The following is a 16,375-nucleotide window of genomic DNA, read 5'->3' as shown; positions in this document are numbered from 1 at the left end:
GGCTGCCCGGTATGAGTATGAAAAAGCTTTGTAATTTCAAGTATACACTTGAAACAAAGGTTTCATTACCCTTTCGGATAATGTACTTAGAGTATAAAAAAGAATTGTGACGAAACTGTGTCGCCATCATAAAAAAAATATAAACATAATAAAAAATAAAAAAACCCTTTCAAAAACCTCCTGGATTGTATATAATAAGAGAGATTAGAACGAAAAATGCGCTCTTTGCGCATATTCATAGATGGAACGTAATGGTCCACAAACAGGATTTTCAAAATGAAAGATCCTGCTTTTTGGACACGTATGCGTGAATAATCACGATAGAACTGGGAAACAAGGTAACTGTGGCGGAAATACACAGTTATGGAACAGGAAACATCAGGAGGAAATTTATGTTAGTATCCAACGATATCGGAATCGATTTAGGTACGGCGAGCATTCTGGTATATATCAAAGGCAAGGGCGTTGTCCTGAAGGAGCCTTCCGTAGTAGCGATTGACCGTGACTCCAACAAGATCATGGCAATTGGTGAGGAAGCACGTCTGATGATCGGAAGAACACCGGGAAACATCATTGCGGTAAGACCGCTGCGTCAGGGCGTTATTTCAGACTATACCGTTACCGAGAAGATGTTAAAATATTTCATCAACAAAGCGGTAGGTAAGAGAACCCTGCGCAAGCCGCGTATCGCAGTCTGCATCCCGAGCGGTGCTACAGAGGTTGAGAAAAAGGCAGTTGAAGATGCGACTTATCAGGCAGGTGCCCGCGAGGTATCTATTATCGAGGAGCCGGTTGCAGCAGCGATCGGTGCCGGAATCGATATTTCCAAGGCATGCGGTAACATGATCGTAGATATCGGAGGCGGTACTGCAGATATCGCAGTTATTTCCCTTGGCGGAACCGTAGTAAGTACTTCCATCAAGGTTGCCGGTGACGATTTCGACGAAGCATTAGTCCGTTACATGAGAAAGAAGCACAATCTGCTCATCGGTGAGAGAACCGCAGAGGAGATCAAGATCAACATTGGTTCTGCATACCGCAGACCAGAGGTCTTAAAGATGGAGGTGCGTGGACGTAACCTGGTTACCGGACTTCCGAAGACCATCGAGGTTACTTCTGAGGAAACGCTGGAAGCACTGCGCGAGCCGGCTATGCAGATCGTAGATGCCGTTCACAATGTCCTGGAGAGAACTCCTCCGGAGCTGGCAGCCGATATCTTCGACCGCGGTATTGTCATGACCGGCGGTGGCTCCCTGTTAAATGGCCTCGACCAGCTGATCGAAGAAAAGACCGGTATTACCACCATGGTAGCGGAAGACCCGTTAACTGCAGTGGCAATCGGAACCGGTAAGTTTATCGAATTCCAGCACGGGGACAAAAAAGAGCAGGAATTTAACTAAAAGATCGAAAGGGTCTCGTGTCCATCGCGGACGCGGGACTTTTCTTATATGATAGGAAATTTCGTCCTATCATATAAAAATGCTCCGCGGGGATCGCATTGCGGCGGAAAGAAATCATGTCACCATTGCGACCCGTCTGCGGGGTGCAAAGCGCCGGTGGCAGGTCTACTGATTATGCAGGAGGATACAGGAGAAACAAAAATGGCAACAGTAAGCGGATATGTAGAACGGATCAAATATCGCAATGAGGAGAACGGATACTCGATTCTGGACGTCAGTGCGGACGGCCTGGATTATGTTCTGGTAGGAACCTTCCCTTATATCAGTGAAGGAGATTTTATCGAGGCCACGGGGCGTAATGTAGAGCACCCGGTTTATGGAGACCAGATCCAGGTGGAGTCTTATGAGCTGAAAGCACCGGAGGATACGGCCTCCATGGAACGCTATCTGGGTTCCGGAGCCATCCGTGGGGTGGGAACAGCGCTTGCGGCCCGCATTGTGCGCCGCTTCAAGGCAGATACCTTCCGCATTATCGAGGAAGAGCCGGAGCGCCTGGCAGAAGTAAAGGGCATCAGTGAAAAAATGGCCAGGGCGATCTCAGAGCAGATGGAAGCCAAAAAAGAGATGCGTCAGGCCATGATGTTTTTGCAGGACTACGGCATTTCCATGAATCTGGCCCTGAAAATCTACAACGAATATGGTACCCGCATGTACGGCATCATCAAAGAAAATCCGTACCGTCTGGCAGACGATATCCAGGGAGTCGGTTTTAAGATGGCAGACGAGATCGCCCAGAAGGTCGGCATTTTCACAGATTCGGATTTCCGCATCCGCAGCGGCATTTATTATACCCTCCTACAGTCTGTGACAAACGGACACACCTATCTGCCACAGGAGGAGCTGCTGGCAGCAGCCTCGGAACTGCTGCATGTGGATCCGTCTGTTATGGAAAAACATCTGACAGATCTTCAGATAGAAAAGAAGATCGTAGTGAAGGTGGATGAGGAGAAAATCCTGGAGAAAAACAGTGCGAAAGCAGATGAAATTGCGGGCACGCGGAATCGAAGCCTGGGAGCAGCAGACGAAATCGCAGGAGCTGAAAACATCAGTCTGGGAGCAGCAGGCGCAGCCCCGGAGACAGGAAACCGCCAGGAACAGGAGGAAACAGCAAAACAGAGCCGTCATGTCTACGCATCCCAGTACTACTACACGGAACTCAACACGGCCCGTATGCTTCACGACTTAAACCTGCGCGGTTCCGAGCCGGAAACAGAGATTCGTAAAAAACTGGAAGTGATCTGTGCGGAGGAGAAAATCGAGCCCGATGAGCTGCAGATCCGAGCAGTGATCGAGGCGGTCAACAGCGGCCTTCTGATCATCACCGGCGGTCCGGGTACCGGTAAAACGACCACGATCAATACTATCATCCGTTACTTCGAACAGGAAGAGATGGAAATCCTGCTGGCGGCGCCGACCGGCCGCGCAGCCAAGCGCATGACCGAGGCAACTGGTTATGAGGCGCGGACTATCCACCGCCTTCTGGAGCTGACCGGGGTTCCGTCGGACGATAAAGATACCTCCGGCATGCATTTTGAGCGAAATGAAGAAAATCCGCTGGAAGCAGATGCCATCATCATTGACGAAATGTCTATGGTAGATATTTACCTGATGCATGCGCTGCTCCGTGCGGTGAACCCGGGAACCCGCCTGATCCTGGTAGGAGATATCAACCAGCTTCCGAGTGTTGGTCCGGGAAATGTCCTTCGCGATATGATCGCGTCCGGTGCATTCAATGTGGTGCAGCTAACCCGCATCTTCCGTCAGGCGGCAGAGAGCGATATTATCGTCAATGCCCACAAGATCAACGATGGAGAACGGATCCCGCTTGGCAAGCGCAGCAAGGACTTTCTGTTTATCCGCCGGGAACATCCTGACGCGATCATCAGCGCCATGCTGACGCTGGTGCGGGAAAAGCTCCCGAATTATGTCCATGCCGATATGTTCGATATCCAGATCATGACACCGATGCGCAAAGGTGCGCTTGGTGTGGAACGGCTAAATACCATTCTCCAGAGCTTCCTGAATCCCAAAGACCCATCGAAGCCGGAAAAGGAGGTAAATGGTACGGTTTACCGGGTGGGAGATAAGGTCATGCAGATCAAAAACAACTACCAGATCGAGTGGGAGACCCGCAACAAATATGGGATTCCGGTGGATTCGGGTGCGGGTGTGTTCAATGGTGATATTGGAATCATCCGCGAGATCAACACGTTTGCGGAAGAACTGACGGTCGAGTTTGATGAAGGAAAAATGGTAGACTACAGCTTTAAACAGCTGGAGGAACTGGAGCTGGCTTATGCCATCACGATCCATAAATCGCAGGGAAGTGAATACCCGGCGGTGGTCATTCCGGTCTATTCCGGCCCCCGCATGCTGATGACAAGAAACTTAATCTACACAGCGGTGACCCGGGCCCGTGCCTGCGTCTGCCTGGTGGGAATCCCGGAAATGCTGCAGACCATGGTCGACAATGTCGTGGAGCAGCGCCGCTACACTGGCTTGAAAATGAGAATTCAGGAGGTTATGCAATCCGAATTATAAAATCACCCACAAAATCATCTGCAAAGGTGGCCCCAAAACCGCTTGTAGAATCATCTGCAAACATAACTGCAAAATTGCCCTTGAAATTATCTCTCAAGGAAAATCTCCTCCAGCTTCTCTTCCCGCGCCGCTGCCCGGTATGCGGACAGATCGTTCTGCCAGAGGGTGCTTTAATCTGCGCGGGCTGTGTGCAGAAGCTGCATTTTATCCGGCAGCCATCCTGCAAAAAATGTGGTACGGAGCTGATCAGTGACCGTGAGGAGTACTGCCCGGACTGCAAACGGCGGCACCGGAGTTTTGAGTCTGGCGTTGCCCTGATCCGCTACAATGACGTGGCCCAGAAATCTATGGCGGCGATCAAATATAAAAACCGGCGGGAATATCTGGATTTTTATGCAGAGGCCATTGTCAGGCGATATGGGAACTTTTTTGCCAGACACAAAGAGGCGGTTCTGGTACCGGTCCCGGTACATCCGGTCCGGCTGCGCAGCCGCGGTTTCAACCAGGCTGGAGAGTTGGCGGTGCGCCTTGGACGTCTGAGTGGACTTTCTGTGAATGAAACCATGCTGATCCGTACCAGAAAGACAGCTCCACAGAAAGAGCTTGGACCGGAAGAACGCCTGCGGAACCTGCGAAAGGCATTTGCGGTGAGGAAAAGCACACTGCCCGCAACCGTCATCCTCGTCGATGACATTTACACTACTGGCAGTACTATCGAGGCCTGCACCCGGGTACTAAAAGAGGCGGGAGTCCGGGAAGTGTATTTTGTCTCCATCTGCATCGGCGGCGGTGTCTGACCAGAATGGAGCTTGGTTCCCTGTTTTGCTGGAAACTTTGTTGGAAATCTGGTCTGGCAGCCGATCACCGGATGTTGGATGATTGTCCTGAAAGCAGAAAAATCCAGAAAAAATTGGCAAAGGAGCAGAAAAACGATGCAAACATGCGGGTTTCCTACAAAAAAATAAAGAAAAAGATTGACGCATGGACATCGTTATGCTATAGTGGTATGGCGAATGGAAGAGCTTAGGTCTTTTTTTTATGCTCAAAATTAGCTTACGGGCTGACAAGGCACGAAAGAAAGGCTGAAAAAACAACGAAAAATCAAGTGGAGGTGGAAGTCGTGCGCACAAAGATTACACTGGCATGTACAGAATGTAAACAGCGGAACTACAACATGACGAAGGATAAGAAGACACATCCGGATCGCATGGAGACCAAAAAATATTGTAGATTCTGCAAAACTCATACTTTACACAAAGAAACAAAGTAAGGAGTGTGAACTATGGGAGAAACTACAGGCACTGAGAAGGCTCCGAAGAAGAGCTTTTTCAAGGGTTTAAAAGCTGAGTTCAACAAAATCGTATGGCCTGACCAGGAAACCGTTGGCAAGCAGACAGTTGCTGTAGTAGCGGTTACCGCTGCGCTGGGAATTATCATCGCAATCCTGGATTTCATTATCAAATGGGGCCTCAGCTTCATTATTTAATTAAGGCGAGGGTGATAAGATGTCAGAAGCAAAGTGGTATGTAGTTCATACCTATTCGGGCTACGAGAACAAAGTAAAAGTTGACATTGAGAAAACCATTGAGAACCGTAACCTTCAGGATCAGATCCTCGAAGTTTCCGTTCCGATGCTCGAAGTCGCAGAACTCAAAAACGGCGTGGAGAAGCTTGCGGACAAGAAAATGTTCCCGGGCTATGTGCTCATCCACATGATCATGAACGATGATACCTGGTATGTAGTACGCAACACCCGCGGCGTGACCGGCTTTGTAGGACCGGGCTCCAAGCCTGTTCCGTTAAGCGATGAGGAGATGGAGAGCCTCGGCTTTGGAAAGACTGAAGTTGCTCTGGACTATGCAGTTGGCGATACCATCGTGGTAACAGCCGGCGCATGGAAGGACACGATCGGTGCCGTTAAGTCTATCAATGAAAGTAAGCACACTCTTACGATCAATGTCGAAATGTTCGGCCGTGAAACACCGGTTGAACTCAATTTCACAGAAGTGAAACACATGTAACAACGAAAAGGGACCGGCGTTGCCGGTTCGTGGGAGGGACACCCCCGACAATACCACATTATTAGGAGGTCATTATCATGGCAAAGAAAGTAACTGGTTACATCAAATTACAGATTCCGGCAGGCAAGGCTACTCCTGCTCCGCCAGTTGGTCCGGCACTCGGTCAGCACGGCGTTAATATCGTACAGTTCACCAAGGAGTTCAACGCAAGAACTGCAGATCAGGGCGATCTGATCATCCCGGTTGTTATTACCGTATACGCAGACAGAAGCTTCAGCTTCGTAACCAAGACTCCGCCGGCAGCTGTTCTGTTAAAGAAAGCTTGCAAGATCAAATCTGGTTCCGCAACCCCGAACAAGACCAAAGTTGCTACCATCTCTAAGGCAGATCTTCAGAAGATCGCTGAGACCAAGATGCCTGACTTAAACGCAGCAAGTCTGGAAGCAGCTATGAGCATGATTGCAGGTACTGCAAGAAGCATGGGTATCACTGTTGAGGAGTAATCCCTCATACAGAACTGAGATGAAACTTTAAATACGTGGGAGGGAACATCCCCGACAATACCACTAGGAGGTTATTTTATTATGAAACATGGAAAGAGATACGTAGAAGCGGCTAAAGCAGTAGACCGCGCTACTCTTTATGATGCAGCAGACGCTATCGCACTTGTTAAGAAGACTGCTGTAGCTAAATTTGATGAAACCATTGAGGCTCATATCAGAACCGGTTGTGACGGACGTCACGCTGACCAGCAGATCCGTGGTGCAGTAGTTCTGCCGCACGGAACTGGTAAAGTTACCAGAATCCTTGTTTTCGCTAAGGGAGCAAAGGCTGATGAGGCTCAGGCTGCAGGCGCAGATTTCGTAGGCGCTGAGGAGCTGATCCCGAAGATCCAGAACGAGGGCTGGTTAGATTTCGATGTAGTTGTAGCTACCCCGGATATGATGGGTGTTGTTGGTCGTCTGGGCCGTGTACTTGGACCGAAGGGCTTAATGCCAAACCCGAAGGCTGGTACTGTAACCATGGACGTAACCAAAGCTATCAACGATATCAAAGCTGGTAAGATCGAGTACAGACTTGATAAAACCAACATCATCCACGTGCCAGTGGGTAAAGCTTCTTTCACTGAGGAGCAGTTAGCGGACAACTTCCAGACGCTTATGGATGCAATCAACAAAGCAAAACCGGCTACCTTAAAGGGTACCTACATCAAGAGCGCAACCCTGACCTCTACCATGGGCCCGGGCGTTAAGCTGAACGTAGTTAAGCTGATGGCTTAATCAGATTTTGCAAAAAACTGATTGACAATCCGAATATAGTATGTTATCATACACAAGTATTGACTGCCGAAGACAGTAGGTGCCGTAAGGCGTAAGGTTACAACCACCTACCGAGGAACGTACAATTTGTATTTCATGACGAATTTGTAGAGCCCCTCTGTCTGACAGTGGGGCTTTTCCTTGCAGTCTCCAGTTATATAATAAAACAGGAGGAAGACATTCATGGCTAAAGTTGAGTTAAAACAGCCTATCGTAGCTGAGATCTCCGAGCTGTTAAACGGCGCTGCATCCGCAGTAGTAGTAGACTATCGTGGTCTTACTGTTGCTCAGGATACCGAGCTGCGTAAGCAGTTAAGAGAAGCTGGTGTTGCTTACAAAGTATACAAGAACACCATGATCAAGCGTGCAGCTGAGGGTACCGATTTTGCAGCTCTGGATCCGGATTTAGAAGGACCGACCGCAATCGCTGTATCTAAGGATGACGCTACAGCTCCGGCAAGAATCCTGGCTGAGTTTGCTAAGAAGGCAGACAAGCTTGAGATCAAAGCTGGTGTTGTTGAAGGTACTTACTATGATCAGAAGGGTATGCAGGTTATCGCAACCATCCCGTCCAGAGAAGTACTTCTCGGAAAGTTACTGGGAAGCATCCAGTCTCCGATCACCAACTTCGCTCGTGTGCTTAACCAGATCGCTGAGCAGCAGGGCGCAGAGGCTTAATTATCTGAACATCATCCTGCGGTCAGCCGCATGAACATTCAGAAGTAAGCAATTCGATATCATATCGAACTATCATTGATTCAGAAATATAATTATTTTAATGGAGGAAATTAAAATGGCAAAGTTAACCACTGCAGAGTTTATCGAAGCTATCAAAGAGTTATCCGTATTAGAGCTGAACGAGCTGGTAAAGGCTTGTGAGGAAGAGTTTGGCGTATCCGCAGCAGCAGGCGTTGTAGTTGCAGCAGCAGCTGGCGCAGGCGAGGCAGCTGAGGAGAAGACCGAGTTCGACGTAGAGCTGACCGAGGTTGGCCCGAACAAGGTTAAAGTTATCAAGGTTGTACGTGAAGCTACCGGTCTTGGTCTGAAAGAGGCTAAGGACGTAGTTGACGGTGCTCCGAAAGTCCTGAAAGAGGGCGCTTCTAAGGAAGAGGCTGAGGACATCAAGGCTAAACTTGAGGCTGAGGGCGCAAAAGTTACCCTGAAGTAATTAAAACTCAACAAAGAGCTATGAACCCCGGAATCCGCAAGGATTTCCGGGGTTTTTCTGTCGTGCGGGAATTATGTATGGAACACATGATAAAGAGCATGTATTTGGTAACAGGAAACTGTTCACAGAAAATTCTGAGCAAAAACGAGAATAAAAAATACCCGGAACTCCTCGTGAAGTTCCGGGTATCTCATTTTCTAGGTGGTAAATTAAGCTACAACGTGAACGTTAACAGCCTGAAGACCACGGTTGCCCTCAGCGGTATCAAAGGTAACTTTCTGGCCATCCTCTAAGGTCTTGTAGCCGTCAGCTACGATACCGGAGAAGTGTACGAATACTTCCTCGCCAGTCTCATCGTTGGTGATGAAGCCATAACCCTTAGTAGCGTTGAACCATTTAACTGTACCGTTATTCATTGTGGTACCTCCTATAAAAAATAAAATTTGTATTTTCGTATGAAACAAAAATCACATATTTTTGTAAATCGGGAATGTACTTCTTGACTTACAAAAATATGTGAATCAAAAGCTCATATCAAAATACATTGTGAGTTTACCACCCAACCCCAAATCTGTCAAGCAATTTCGGCATTTCTTGATATACTAAAGTGGTAGGAATAATATTTGCAAATCCCCTGATCTGCGGGGCAGATTAAATAGTGTGATGGGTGCGTGGCCGGGGAAAGTAGCCGGCCGCGCACACTATGCCAAACCAAAATAGGGAAAAGTTGTCAGACAAATAAAATATAAATAAAAAAGGTTTTATAAACCGGTTTCCAGACTGGAAAGCCAGGCTTTCATGGCTCCGGTGAGCCATTTATTCCGGTGGTACAGAACTTGCAGCCAGCAAGCTGACGCGGAAACTTCATAGTCCAGCGGAACAAGCTGCTCTGCAGCCTGGTGCTGCCGGACAATCAGTTCGGGAGCCAGAACCATGGCGTTTGTATGTGCATGGCCTGATACATTGCTGGATGTGCCGGTTGCATCTGTAGTGCATGTATTTGCGTCAGGGGTGCCGTGCATGCCATCTGCTTTGCCTGTGCGAAACAGTCTGTCTGTGCAATGATCCGCCGCAACAGAAAGGGCGAGTCCCGGGTCAGAAATTTGTATCTGTCTGGAGGCGGCACATGGAAGTGCTTCCAGACCTGCCTCAAAATAGCCGGTTCGGATAAACGGATAAAGAGAGAGCTCTTCCGGTGTTACAGATTGCTGCCCTGCCAGCGGATGCCCTTTTCCAACATAAAGGTGGAGCGGAGCCGGCTGGTCCTCTGTCGCATGAATGAGATCCTCACCAGTGTAGCGGCTACCCAGAGACAGCGCAAGATCCACCTCGTTGTGCCGGAGATGGGAAAGCAATAGCTCCGGGTCCTGGATGGTTTCCACCCGCAGCTTCACCTGTGGATATTTCTGCAGGTACTGCGCAAGCAGACTGCTGATGTCCGGCCCGGCAAGCGGGCTGAGAATGCCTAGCCGCAATGAGCCGGTGACGGTGGAGTTATCTTGTTTTCCAACCATCAGCGCTTCTTCGGACATGCGGATGATCGCGGCTGCATAGGTGAGGAATTCCTGCCCGGTCTGGGTAATGCGGATCTGCCTGCCTACGCGCTCGTAAAGCTGGGTCCCCAGCTCCTGCTCCAGCTGCTGCATCTGCATGGTGACGGTTGACTGGGCATACCCCAGAGCTGCTGCAGCTTTTGAGAGACTCTGGGTCTCAGCCACTTTGGTAAATGTAATCAGGTTTCTAATTTCCATGAACTGCTTTCTAATATCGGAATTAATGAAGTAAAATAAAAATACTTCAAAATATTTGACATCATCATTGTAGCGCTTATACTGAAAAAAGGCAAGGGATATTTTGCGATTCTGGAAAACGATTGCAGAAAACATATTTTCCCCCAGATATAGATATATATGAAATAAAAGCTGCTGCTTGCGCAATGCGTGAACAGTATCGCGAATAGAAAACAGGAGAAGGGAGCTTATGGCTAATGGAAAGTGGAGATTTCGTATGCTGAGTCTGCTTTTGCTGGCAGTGGTTCTTGCAGATGGAGCCCTGACTGGAGCAGCCTTTGCGATCGCGCGGTATGCTAACGATCCGGGCAGTGTGGCTGTTTCGTCTTTTGAGACTCAAAACGGAAACGGTGAGTTTTTCCAGCAGGCCGATTCCGCCGATGGGCAGCAAGTTGCTTCACAGGAGCACGTTTCCCAAGGCTATGCTTCGCAGGACCATGCCACGCAGAATCATGTCTCGCAGGATCACTCTCCCCAGGTTGCCCTCACCTTCGATGACGGTCCCCACCAGACCTGCACGCCGGCTCTCTTAGATGGCTTGAAGCAGCGTGGCGTGAAGGCAACCTTTTTTCTTATGGGCGAAAATATTGCCGGAAAGGAAGAACTGGTACAGCGGATGCAGGCAGATGGGCACCTCATCGGCAACCACAGTTACCGTCACATCCAGATGACAAAGGAGGGGGCAGAGCAGGCTTGTGCGGAAATCGAGCAGACAGAGCAGCTGATCCAGTCCATCACCGGGAAACGCCCGGAATATCTGCGTCCGCCTTACGGAGCCTGGAATGAGCAGCTGGAATGCCGCGTAAATCTGACCACAGTACTCTGGAACGTAGATTCCCTGGACTGGAAATTTCAGAACACAAAGCGCATTGTGCGGCGGGTTGAAAAGGATGTGAAGGATGGGGACATCATTCTTATGCATGATATTTTTCCAACCTCGGTAGAGGCGGCTTTGCAGATTGTCGATGATCTGCAGGCGCAGGGCTATGAATTTGTGACGGTAGAGGAATTGCTGGTGGACTGAAGTGTTAGAAAACCGGTCGTGCTTCGGGTTGACTGCGCAGCCGACGCAGATTATACTAGAGAAAAGCACAAATGTTCGCAAAAAGTTCTGCGCAACTATACTGGAACGGCAATGCACATCTGCCGGGCAAGCCAGATATGAGCGCAGGGGTGGCCAGAAAACCAGCACTGCGCCAGACAGGAAACTAACGCTGCGTTAAACAGGAAGGAAAATACATATGGATTTGTTTGACTATATGAGAGCGAGCACCCAGGAGCAGGAATCGCCCCTGGCGTCCCGCATGCGCCCCACCACACTGGATGAGGTGGTCGGGCAGAAACACATCATCGGAAAGGACAAGTTGCTTTACCGGGCTATCAAGGCGGACCAGCTCGGCTCCATCATTTTTTACGGGCCACCTGGAACGGGAAAGACAACGCTTGCGAAGGTCATCGCCAACACCACCAGCGCAAGTTTCCGCCAGATTAACGCGACTGTAGCAGGTAAAAAGGACATGGAAGATGTCGTGAAAGAAGCAAAGGATGCGCTCGGCATGTACGGGAAAAAGACGATCCTTTTTGTCGACGAGATCCACCGTTTCAACAAAAGCCAGCAGGACTATCTGCTTCCCTACGTGGAGGATGGCACCTTGATCCTCATCGGAGCGACCACAGAGAATCCGTATTTTGAGGTAAATGGGGCGCTTTTATCCCGTTCGCGGATCTTTGAACTGAAGGCGCTGGAAAAGGATGATGTAAAAGAGCTGATCCTGCGGGCAGTACACGACGAAAAAAAGGGCATGGGCAGCTACCATGCCGTGATCGATGATGATGCAGCCGATTTTCTGGCCGATGTCTCCGGCGGGGATGCCCGTGCGGCCTTAAATGCCGTAGAATTGGGCGTGCTCACCACAGAACGGGATCCGGCTGACAGCCTGATCCACATTACGCTGGAGGTGGCGCAGGAATGTATCCAGAAGCGGGCGGTGCGCTACGATAAGGACGGGGACAACCATTACGACACCATTTCTGCCTTTATCAAGAGCATGCGCGGCTCCGACCCGGACGCGGCAGTCTATTATCTGGCGCGGATGCTTTACGCAGGGGAGGATATCAAATTTATTGCCCGCCGCATTATGATCTGTGCCTCGGAGGATGTAGGAAATGCAGATCCACGGGCACTGATGGTGGCAGTCAGTGCAGCACAGGCGGTGGAGCGCATCGGTATGCCGGAGGCGCAGATCATTCTGTCCCAGGCGGTGACTTATGTGGCAACTGCGCCGAAATCCAACTCCGCCTGCAATGCAATCTTTGAGGCGATGAGTGCCGTGAAAAACCAGCGCTCCATGCCGGTGCCGGTACATCTGCAGGATTCTCACTATGGCGGCTCTGCAAAGCTGGGGCACGGGATCGGCTACAAATATGCGCACGATTACCCGAACCACTATGTAAAACAGCAGTATCTGCCGGATGGAATGGAAGGACAGGTCTTCTACCGGCCGTCGGAAAACGGATATGAGTCGAATATTGTCGAACATATGCGGTTTTTGCGGCAATCTGTGCAGGACGAAGAAAAATAGTGGGAAATTAAATCTTTTCTTTTCTAAAAGAATCTATTATAATAAGGTTGCTGGACACGTTGCGTGAACAGCAACCTTATTAGCTTATACGCAAAGACAGCAGCCTGCGGTCTTTGCATCATGAAAACAGGCTGTCGGAACACTTCTTTAGTGTGCCGTTACAGCCCGGATCCATCATTTCGGTATTCTAAGAAGATATCTATTTATAGTAACTGCTTAGTATTTTGCGGTTACAACTTTACTTTATATCCCACCTACATAAAAGTTCAGAATGGAGAAATATATGCGAGAAAAATTACAGACATTACCTGTAGCTGTATTAAAAGAAATGGCGAAAGAGCAGGGAATTAAAGGGGCCACCTCCCTTAGAAAGGCAGAACTGATCGAGGCACTTTGCAGTGCAGCCGGAGTAGCCGCTTCCGAGACAAATTCTGTTGAAAATGTTCAGCAGCCGCGCCGGAACCTGCACCAGAACCGCCCGCAGGGTAGCCGCACGACCATGGTAAGACGAAACGGAGAGCAGCTGCGTCAGGGCCGCCAAAACCAGAGTGGAGACCGCTCCTACCAGAATCGTCAGGAACAGACCGGCGGGCAGATGTATCAGGAGCGTCAGCCACAGAATGTGGAGCAGGCAGGAGACCAGACGTACCAGCCACGCCAGACTCGCCAGCCCCAGAACATGGAGCAGGCAGGTGAGCAGCCATACCAGGTTCGTCAGAGCCGCCAGTCCCAGAACATGGACCAGACCAGCGACCAGCCGTATCCGAATACGCGGGATGAAGAGAATGAGAAACAGCCGGAGGGCGTAGACAGCGGTGTGCCGGCAAGCGGTATCCTTGAGGTCATGCCAGATGGCTTCGGCTTTATCCGCTGTGAGAATTTCCTTCCGGGCGAGAACGATGTCTATGTATCCCCGACCCAGATCCGCCGCTTTGGCTTAAAGACTGGTGATATTATCAACGGAATCCGCCGCGTAAAGACTTCAAATGAAAAGTTTGCAGCACTGTTGTATATCCGCAATATCAACGGTTATCCGGTCAGCGCGCTGGAGCACCGCCCGAACTTTGAGGACCTGACCCCGATCTTTCCGAACAGCCGTCTGCATATGGAGACTCCGGGAAAGAGCAGCACCGCGATGCGTGTGCTCGACCTTCTGGCGCCGATCGGTAAGGGCCAGCGAGGCATGATCGTATCTCCGCCGAAAGCCGGTAAGACCACCCTCTTAAAGCAGGTGGCACAGGCAGTGACCACCAATCACCCGGACATGCACATGATCATCCTTCTGATCGATGAGCGCCCGGAGGAGGTTACCGACATCAAGGAGTCTGTGGTTGGCAAAAATGTCGAAGTCATTTATTCCACCTTTGACGAGCTTCCGGAGCGCCATAAGCGCGTTTCCGAGATGGTGATCGAGCGTGCAAAACGTCTCGTAGAGCATGGACGCGATGTGATCATCCTCTTGGACAGCATCACCCGTCTGGCAAGAGCCTACAACCTGGTAGTCCCGCCGAGCGGACGTACGCTTTCCGGTGGTCTTGACCCGGCGGCTTTGCATATGCCGAAGCGCTTCTTTGGTGCAGCCCGCAACATGCGTGAGGGCGGCAGCCTGACGATTCTTGCTACAGCACTGGTTGACACCGGAAGCCGCATGGATGATGTCATCTACGAGGAATTCAAGGGCACCGGCAACATGGAGCTTGTATTAGACCGCAAGCTCTCTGAAAAACGCATTTTCCCGGCAATCGATATCTTAAAATCCGGTACCCGCCGTGACGATCTGCTGCTCAGCCGCGATGAGGCCGAGGCTGTGGATATTGTCCGCAAATCAACGAACAGCTTAAAACCGGAGGATTCTGTGGAGCGCATCCTCGATCTGTTCGCGCAGACCCGCAGCAACCGGGAATTCGTGGAAGTGGCGAAGAAGCGCCGGATGTTCTAACCTAAAAATATCTCGAAAATCCGAGAAAATATGCTTGCCAAGCCTATATTTCTATGATACAATTATGGAGCTGTTTATAGATGTGGCGTGATTTTAACGGTACAAACGAGACCGTTAGACGATCACAGTACTATATAATTGAGAAAGTGAAGAGGTGAAAATCATGAGAGAAGGAATCCATCCAGCTTATTATCAGGCTAAGGTTACCTGCAACTGCGGCAACGAGTTCGTTACCGGTTCCACCAAGGAAGAGATCCACGTAGAGGTTTGCTCTAAGTGTCATTCTTTCTACACCGGTCAGCAGAAGGCTGCTTCTGCACGCGGTCGTATCGATAAGTTCAACAAGAAATACGGCGTTAAGGCGTAAGCATAACGAGAGCGAAGTAAGGTTGAGACTCAAGTGGAGACACTTTGGCTCAGCCTTATTTTTCTTTATACGGATATTTTAAAGATTGCTCTCATAAAGATTGCAGAAGCAGCGAATAAATCCTACGGACGCGAGCAGATCCTACGGACTGCAAAAAGTTTCACGGATCTGCAAAGAACGGGCTTCTGCATGGACAGATATAAGGAGATACAGATCAAATGAAATATTCCGGTATCGGCGGCCAGGCCGTCATTGAAGGAATTATGATGAAAAATAAAGACCAGTATGCCACAGCGGTGCGCAGGCCCGACGGCGGCATCGAGGTCAAAAAAGACACCTACGTCAGCATGACGGAAAAGGTGCCGTTTTGCGGACTCCCCTTTGTGCGGGGCGTCTTCAGCTTTGCGGATTCCATGATCCTTGGCATGCGGACCTTAAGCTTTTCCGCAAGTTTTTTCGAGGATGATGAAGACTCCGAGCCAGGCAAGCTGGAATTGTGGATGGACAAGGTATTCGGTGAGAAGGTAGAACAGGTCCTTATGGCAGTAGTCATGGTATTTTCCGTGATCATGGCCATCGGCATCTTCATGGTGCTGCCGCTGCTCATCGCAAATGCCTGCAAACAGGTCATCCACTCCGATACCATCATGGCAATCCTGGAAGGTCTCATCCGCATCGCGATCTTTATCGCATATATTAAAGTGATTTCCCGGATGGAGGACATCCACCGCACCTTTATGTACCACGGTGCGGAGCACAAGTGCATCAACTGCATCGAGCATGGCATGACACTCACCGTAGACCATGTGCGGGAAAGCTCCAAGCAGCACAAGCGCTGCGGAACCAGCTTCCTGATCATCGTTATGCTGATCAGCATCCTGTTCTTCATGGTCGTGCGGGTCGATAATGTATGGCTGCGCATGGTAAGCCGCATTATTTTAGTGCCGGTCATTGCCGGTGTTTCATACGAATTTTTACGGCTGGCAGGCCGCAGTGACAACCCGGTTGTCAATCTTTTGAGCAAGCCGGGACTGTGGATGCAGAACCTGACCACCAGCGAGCCGGATGATTCCATGATTGAGGTTGCAATCGCGGCAGTTGAAGCTGTGTTTGACTGGAAAGCATACCTGCGGGAGAATTTCCCGGAGACGGAGATTCCGGAAACCGAAGATGCCGAAGCTCTGGGCG

Annotated in this window: 16 protein-coding genes, 1 pseudogene and 1 other annotated feature; of the genes and pseudogenes, 15 read left to right on the top strand and 2 right to left on the bottom strand. The window is 50.0% G+C overall.

What is annotated here, in order from left to right:
- The first annotated feature begins 392 nt into the window (after window positions 1–392).
- The 10 genes from mreB (at window position 393) to rplL (ending at window position 8,509) form a co-directional block, all read left to right on the top strand.
- Window positions 393–1,400: a rod shape-determining protein MreB gene (mreB, locus tag DW922_RS01210; protein WP_118725543.1), complete on the top strand. Its 1,008-nt coding sequence runs from the start codon at window positions 393–395 to the stop codon at window positions 1,398–1,400.
- Window positions 1,401–1,601: 201 nt separating this feature from the next.
- A complete protein-coding gene (locus DW922_RS01205; protein ID WP_118720006.1) occupies window positions 1,602–4,001 on the top strand; it encodes an AAA family ATPase in 2,400 nt (799 codons plus the stop codon).
- Window positions 4,002–4,081: 80 nt separating this feature from the next.
- Window positions 4,082–4,798 (top strand): ComF family protein, encoded by a 717-nt coding sequence (locus tag DW922_RS01200; protein ID WP_347560243.1) that lies wholly within the window; start codon window positions 4,082–4,084, stop codon window positions 4,796–4,798.
- Window positions 4,799–5,121: 323 nt separating this feature from the next.
- Window positions 5,122–5,271 carry a 50S ribosomal protein L33 gene (gene rpmG, locus DW922_RS01190; protein ID WP_080552267.1) on the top strand — a complete coding sequence of 50 codons (150 nt, stop codon included), beginning with the start codon at window positions 5,122–5,124 and terminating at the stop codon, window positions 5,269–5,271.
- A 12-nt stretch (window positions 5,272–5,283) separates the two neighbouring features.
- Entirely contained in the window at window positions 5,284–5,487 is a 204-nt protein-coding gene (gene secE, locus DW922_RS01185) for a preprotein translocase subunit SecE (protein ID WP_118531256.1), read from the top strand.
- Window positions 5,488–5,506: 19 nt separating this feature from the next.
- Window positions 5,507–6,022, top strand: a complete 516-nt coding sequence (gene nusG, locus DW922_RS01180; protein ID WP_118531258.1) for a transcription termination/antitermination protein NusG — start codon at window positions 5,507–5,509, stop codon at window positions 6,020–6,022.
- A gap of 77 nt (window positions 6,023–6,099) precedes the next feature.
- Window positions 6,100–6,525, top strand: coding sequence for a 50S ribosomal protein L11 (gene rplK, locus DW922_RS01175; protein WP_118531260.1), 426 nt, complete (start codon window positions 6,100–6,102; stop codon window positions 6,523–6,525).
- 81 nt (window positions 6,526–6,606) lie between these two features.
- On the top strand, window positions 6,607–7,302 hold the full coding sequence (gene rplA / locus DW922_RS01170) for a 50S ribosomal protein L1 (protein WP_118725541.1): 696 nt from the start codon (window positions 6,607–6,609) through the stop codon (window positions 7,300–7,302).
- Window positions 7,303–7,350: 48 nt separating this feature from the next.
- Window positions 7,351–7,491, top strand: a sequence feature (ribosomal protein L10 leader region).
- 33 nt (window positions 7,492–7,524) lie between these two features.
- Complete coding sequence (gene rplJ / locus DW922_RS01165) at window positions 7,525–8,019, top strand: 50S ribosomal protein L10 (protein WP_118719912.1); 495 nt, start codon at window positions 7,525–7,527, stop codon at window positions 8,017–8,019.
- Window positions 8,020–8,134: 115 nt separating this feature from the next.
- Complete coding sequence (gene rplL / locus DW922_RS01160) at window positions 8,135–8,509, top strand: 50S ribosomal protein L7/L12 (RefSeq protein WP_118542223.1); 375 nt, start codon at window positions 8,135–8,137, stop codon at window positions 8,507–8,509.
- 209 nt (window positions 8,510–8,718) lie between these two features.
- Here the strand turns inward: rplL and DW922_RS01155 are convergent, their stop codons facing one another.
- Complete coding sequence (locus tag DW922_RS01155) at window positions 8,719–8,925, bottom strand: cold-shock protein (protein ID WP_118531268.1); 207 nt, start codon at window positions 8,923–8,925, stop codon at window positions 8,719–8,721.
- Window positions 8,926–9,270: 345 nt separating this feature from the next.
- A complete protein-coding gene (locus tag DW922_RS01150) occupies window positions 9,271–10,260 on the bottom strand; it encodes a LysR family transcriptional regulator (RefSeq protein ID WP_195714974.1) in 990 nt (329 codons plus the stop codon).
- A 229-nt stretch (window positions 10,261–10,489) separates the two neighbouring features.
- Here DW922_RS01150 and DW922_RS01145 point away from each other — a divergent pair, with 229 nt between their 5' ends.
- The 5 genes and pseudogenes from DW922_RS01145 to DW922_RS01120 form a co-directional block, all read left to right on the top strand.
- Window positions 10,490–11,323, top strand: a complete 834-nt coding sequence (locus tag DW922_RS01145) for a polysaccharide deacetylase family protein (protein ID WP_243031960.1) — start codon at window positions 10,490–10,492, stop codon at window positions 11,321–11,323.
- A gap of 217 nt (window positions 11,324–11,540) precedes the next feature.
- A complete protein-coding gene (locus tag DW922_RS01140; protein ID WP_118725539.1) occupies window positions 11,541–12,881 on the top strand; it encodes an AAA family ATPase in 1,341 nt (446 codons plus the stop codon).
- A 283-nt stretch (window positions 12,882–13,164) separates the two neighbouring features.
- Window positions 13,165–14,820, top strand: a complete 1,656-nt coding sequence (rho, locus tag DW922_RS01135; protein ID WP_118725538.1) for a transcription termination factor Rho — start codon at window positions 13,165–13,167, stop codon at window positions 14,818–14,820.
- A 163-nt stretch (window positions 14,821–14,983) separates the two neighbouring features.
- Window positions 14,984–15,187, top strand: coding sequence for a 50S ribosomal protein L31 (rpmE, locus tag DW922_RS01130; protein ID WP_118531274.1), 204 nt, complete (start codon window positions 14,984–14,986; stop codon window positions 15,185–15,187).
- A gap of 218 nt (window positions 15,188–15,405) precedes the next feature.
- Window positions 15,406–16,335 (top strand): annotated as a pseudogene (locus tag DW922_RS01120) (DUF1385 domain-containing protein); the annotation flags it as partial.
- Window positions 16,336–16,375: the final 40 nt, after the last annotated feature.

It is taken from the genome of Clostridium sp. AM42-4, assembly GCF_003480105.1.
In the GTDB taxonomy this organism is placed as follows: Bacteria; Bacillota; Clostridia; order Lachnospirales; family Lachnospiraceae; genus Brotaphodocola.
The sequence above is the reverse complement of the archived record's forward strand: the minus strand, read 5'-3'. Positions and strand labels throughout refer to the sequence as shown.

Bases quoted from the DNA above. Each gene is read 5' to 3' on its own strand.
- DW922_RS01140 (WP_118725539.1), top strand. From the start codon at position 11,541: ATGGATTTGTTTGACTATATGAGAGCGAGCACCCAGGAGCAGGAATCG.
- DW922_RS01150 (WP_195714974.1), bottom strand. From the start codon at position 10,260: ATGGAAATTAGAAACCTGATTACATTTACCAAAGTGGCTGAGACCCAG.
- secE (WP_118531256.1), top strand. From the start codon at position 5,284: ATGGGAGAAACTACAGGCACTGAGAAGGCTCCGAAGAAGAGCTTTTTC.
- DW922_RS01205 (WP_118720006.1), top strand. From the start codon at position 1,602: ATGGCAACAGTAAGCGGATATGTAGAACGGATCAAATATCGCAATGAG.
- nusG (WP_118531258.1), top strand. From the start codon at position 5,507: ATGTCAGAAGCAAAGTGGTATGTAGTTCATACCTATTCGGGCTACGAG.
- rplA (WP_118725541.1), top strand. From the start codon at position 6,607: ATGAAACATGGAAAGAGATACGTAGAAGCGGCTAAAGCAGTAGACCGC.
- rplL (WP_118542223.1), top strand. From the start codon at position 8,135: ATGGCAAAGTTAACCACTGCAGAGTTTATCGAAGCTATCAAAGAGTTA.
- DW922_RS01145 (WP_243031960.1), top strand. From the start codon at position 10,490: ATGGCTAATGGAAAGTGGAGATTTCGTATGCTGAGTCTGCTTTTGCTG.
- rho (WP_118725538.1), top strand. From the start codon at position 13,165: ATGCGAGAAAAATTACAGACATTACCTGTAGCTGTATTAAAAGAAATG.
- rpmE (WP_118531274.1), top strand. From the start codon at position 14,984: ATGAGAGAAGGAATCCATCCAGCTTATTATCAGGCTAAGGTTACCTGC.
- mreB (WP_118725543.1), top strand. From the start codon at position 393: ATGTTAGTATCCAACGATATCGGAATCGATTTAGGTACGGCGAGCATT.
- DW922_RS01155 (WP_118531268.1), bottom strand. From the start codon at position 8,925: ATGAATAACGGTACAGTTAAATGGTTCAACGCTACTAAGGGTTATGGC.
- rplK (WP_118531260.1), top strand. From the start codon at position 6,100: ATGGCAAAGAAAGTAACTGGTTACATCAAATTACAGATTCCGGCAGGC.
- rplJ (WP_118719912.1), top strand. From the start codon at position 7,525: ATGGCTAAAGTTGAGTTAAAACAGCCTATCGTAGCTGAGATCTCCGAG.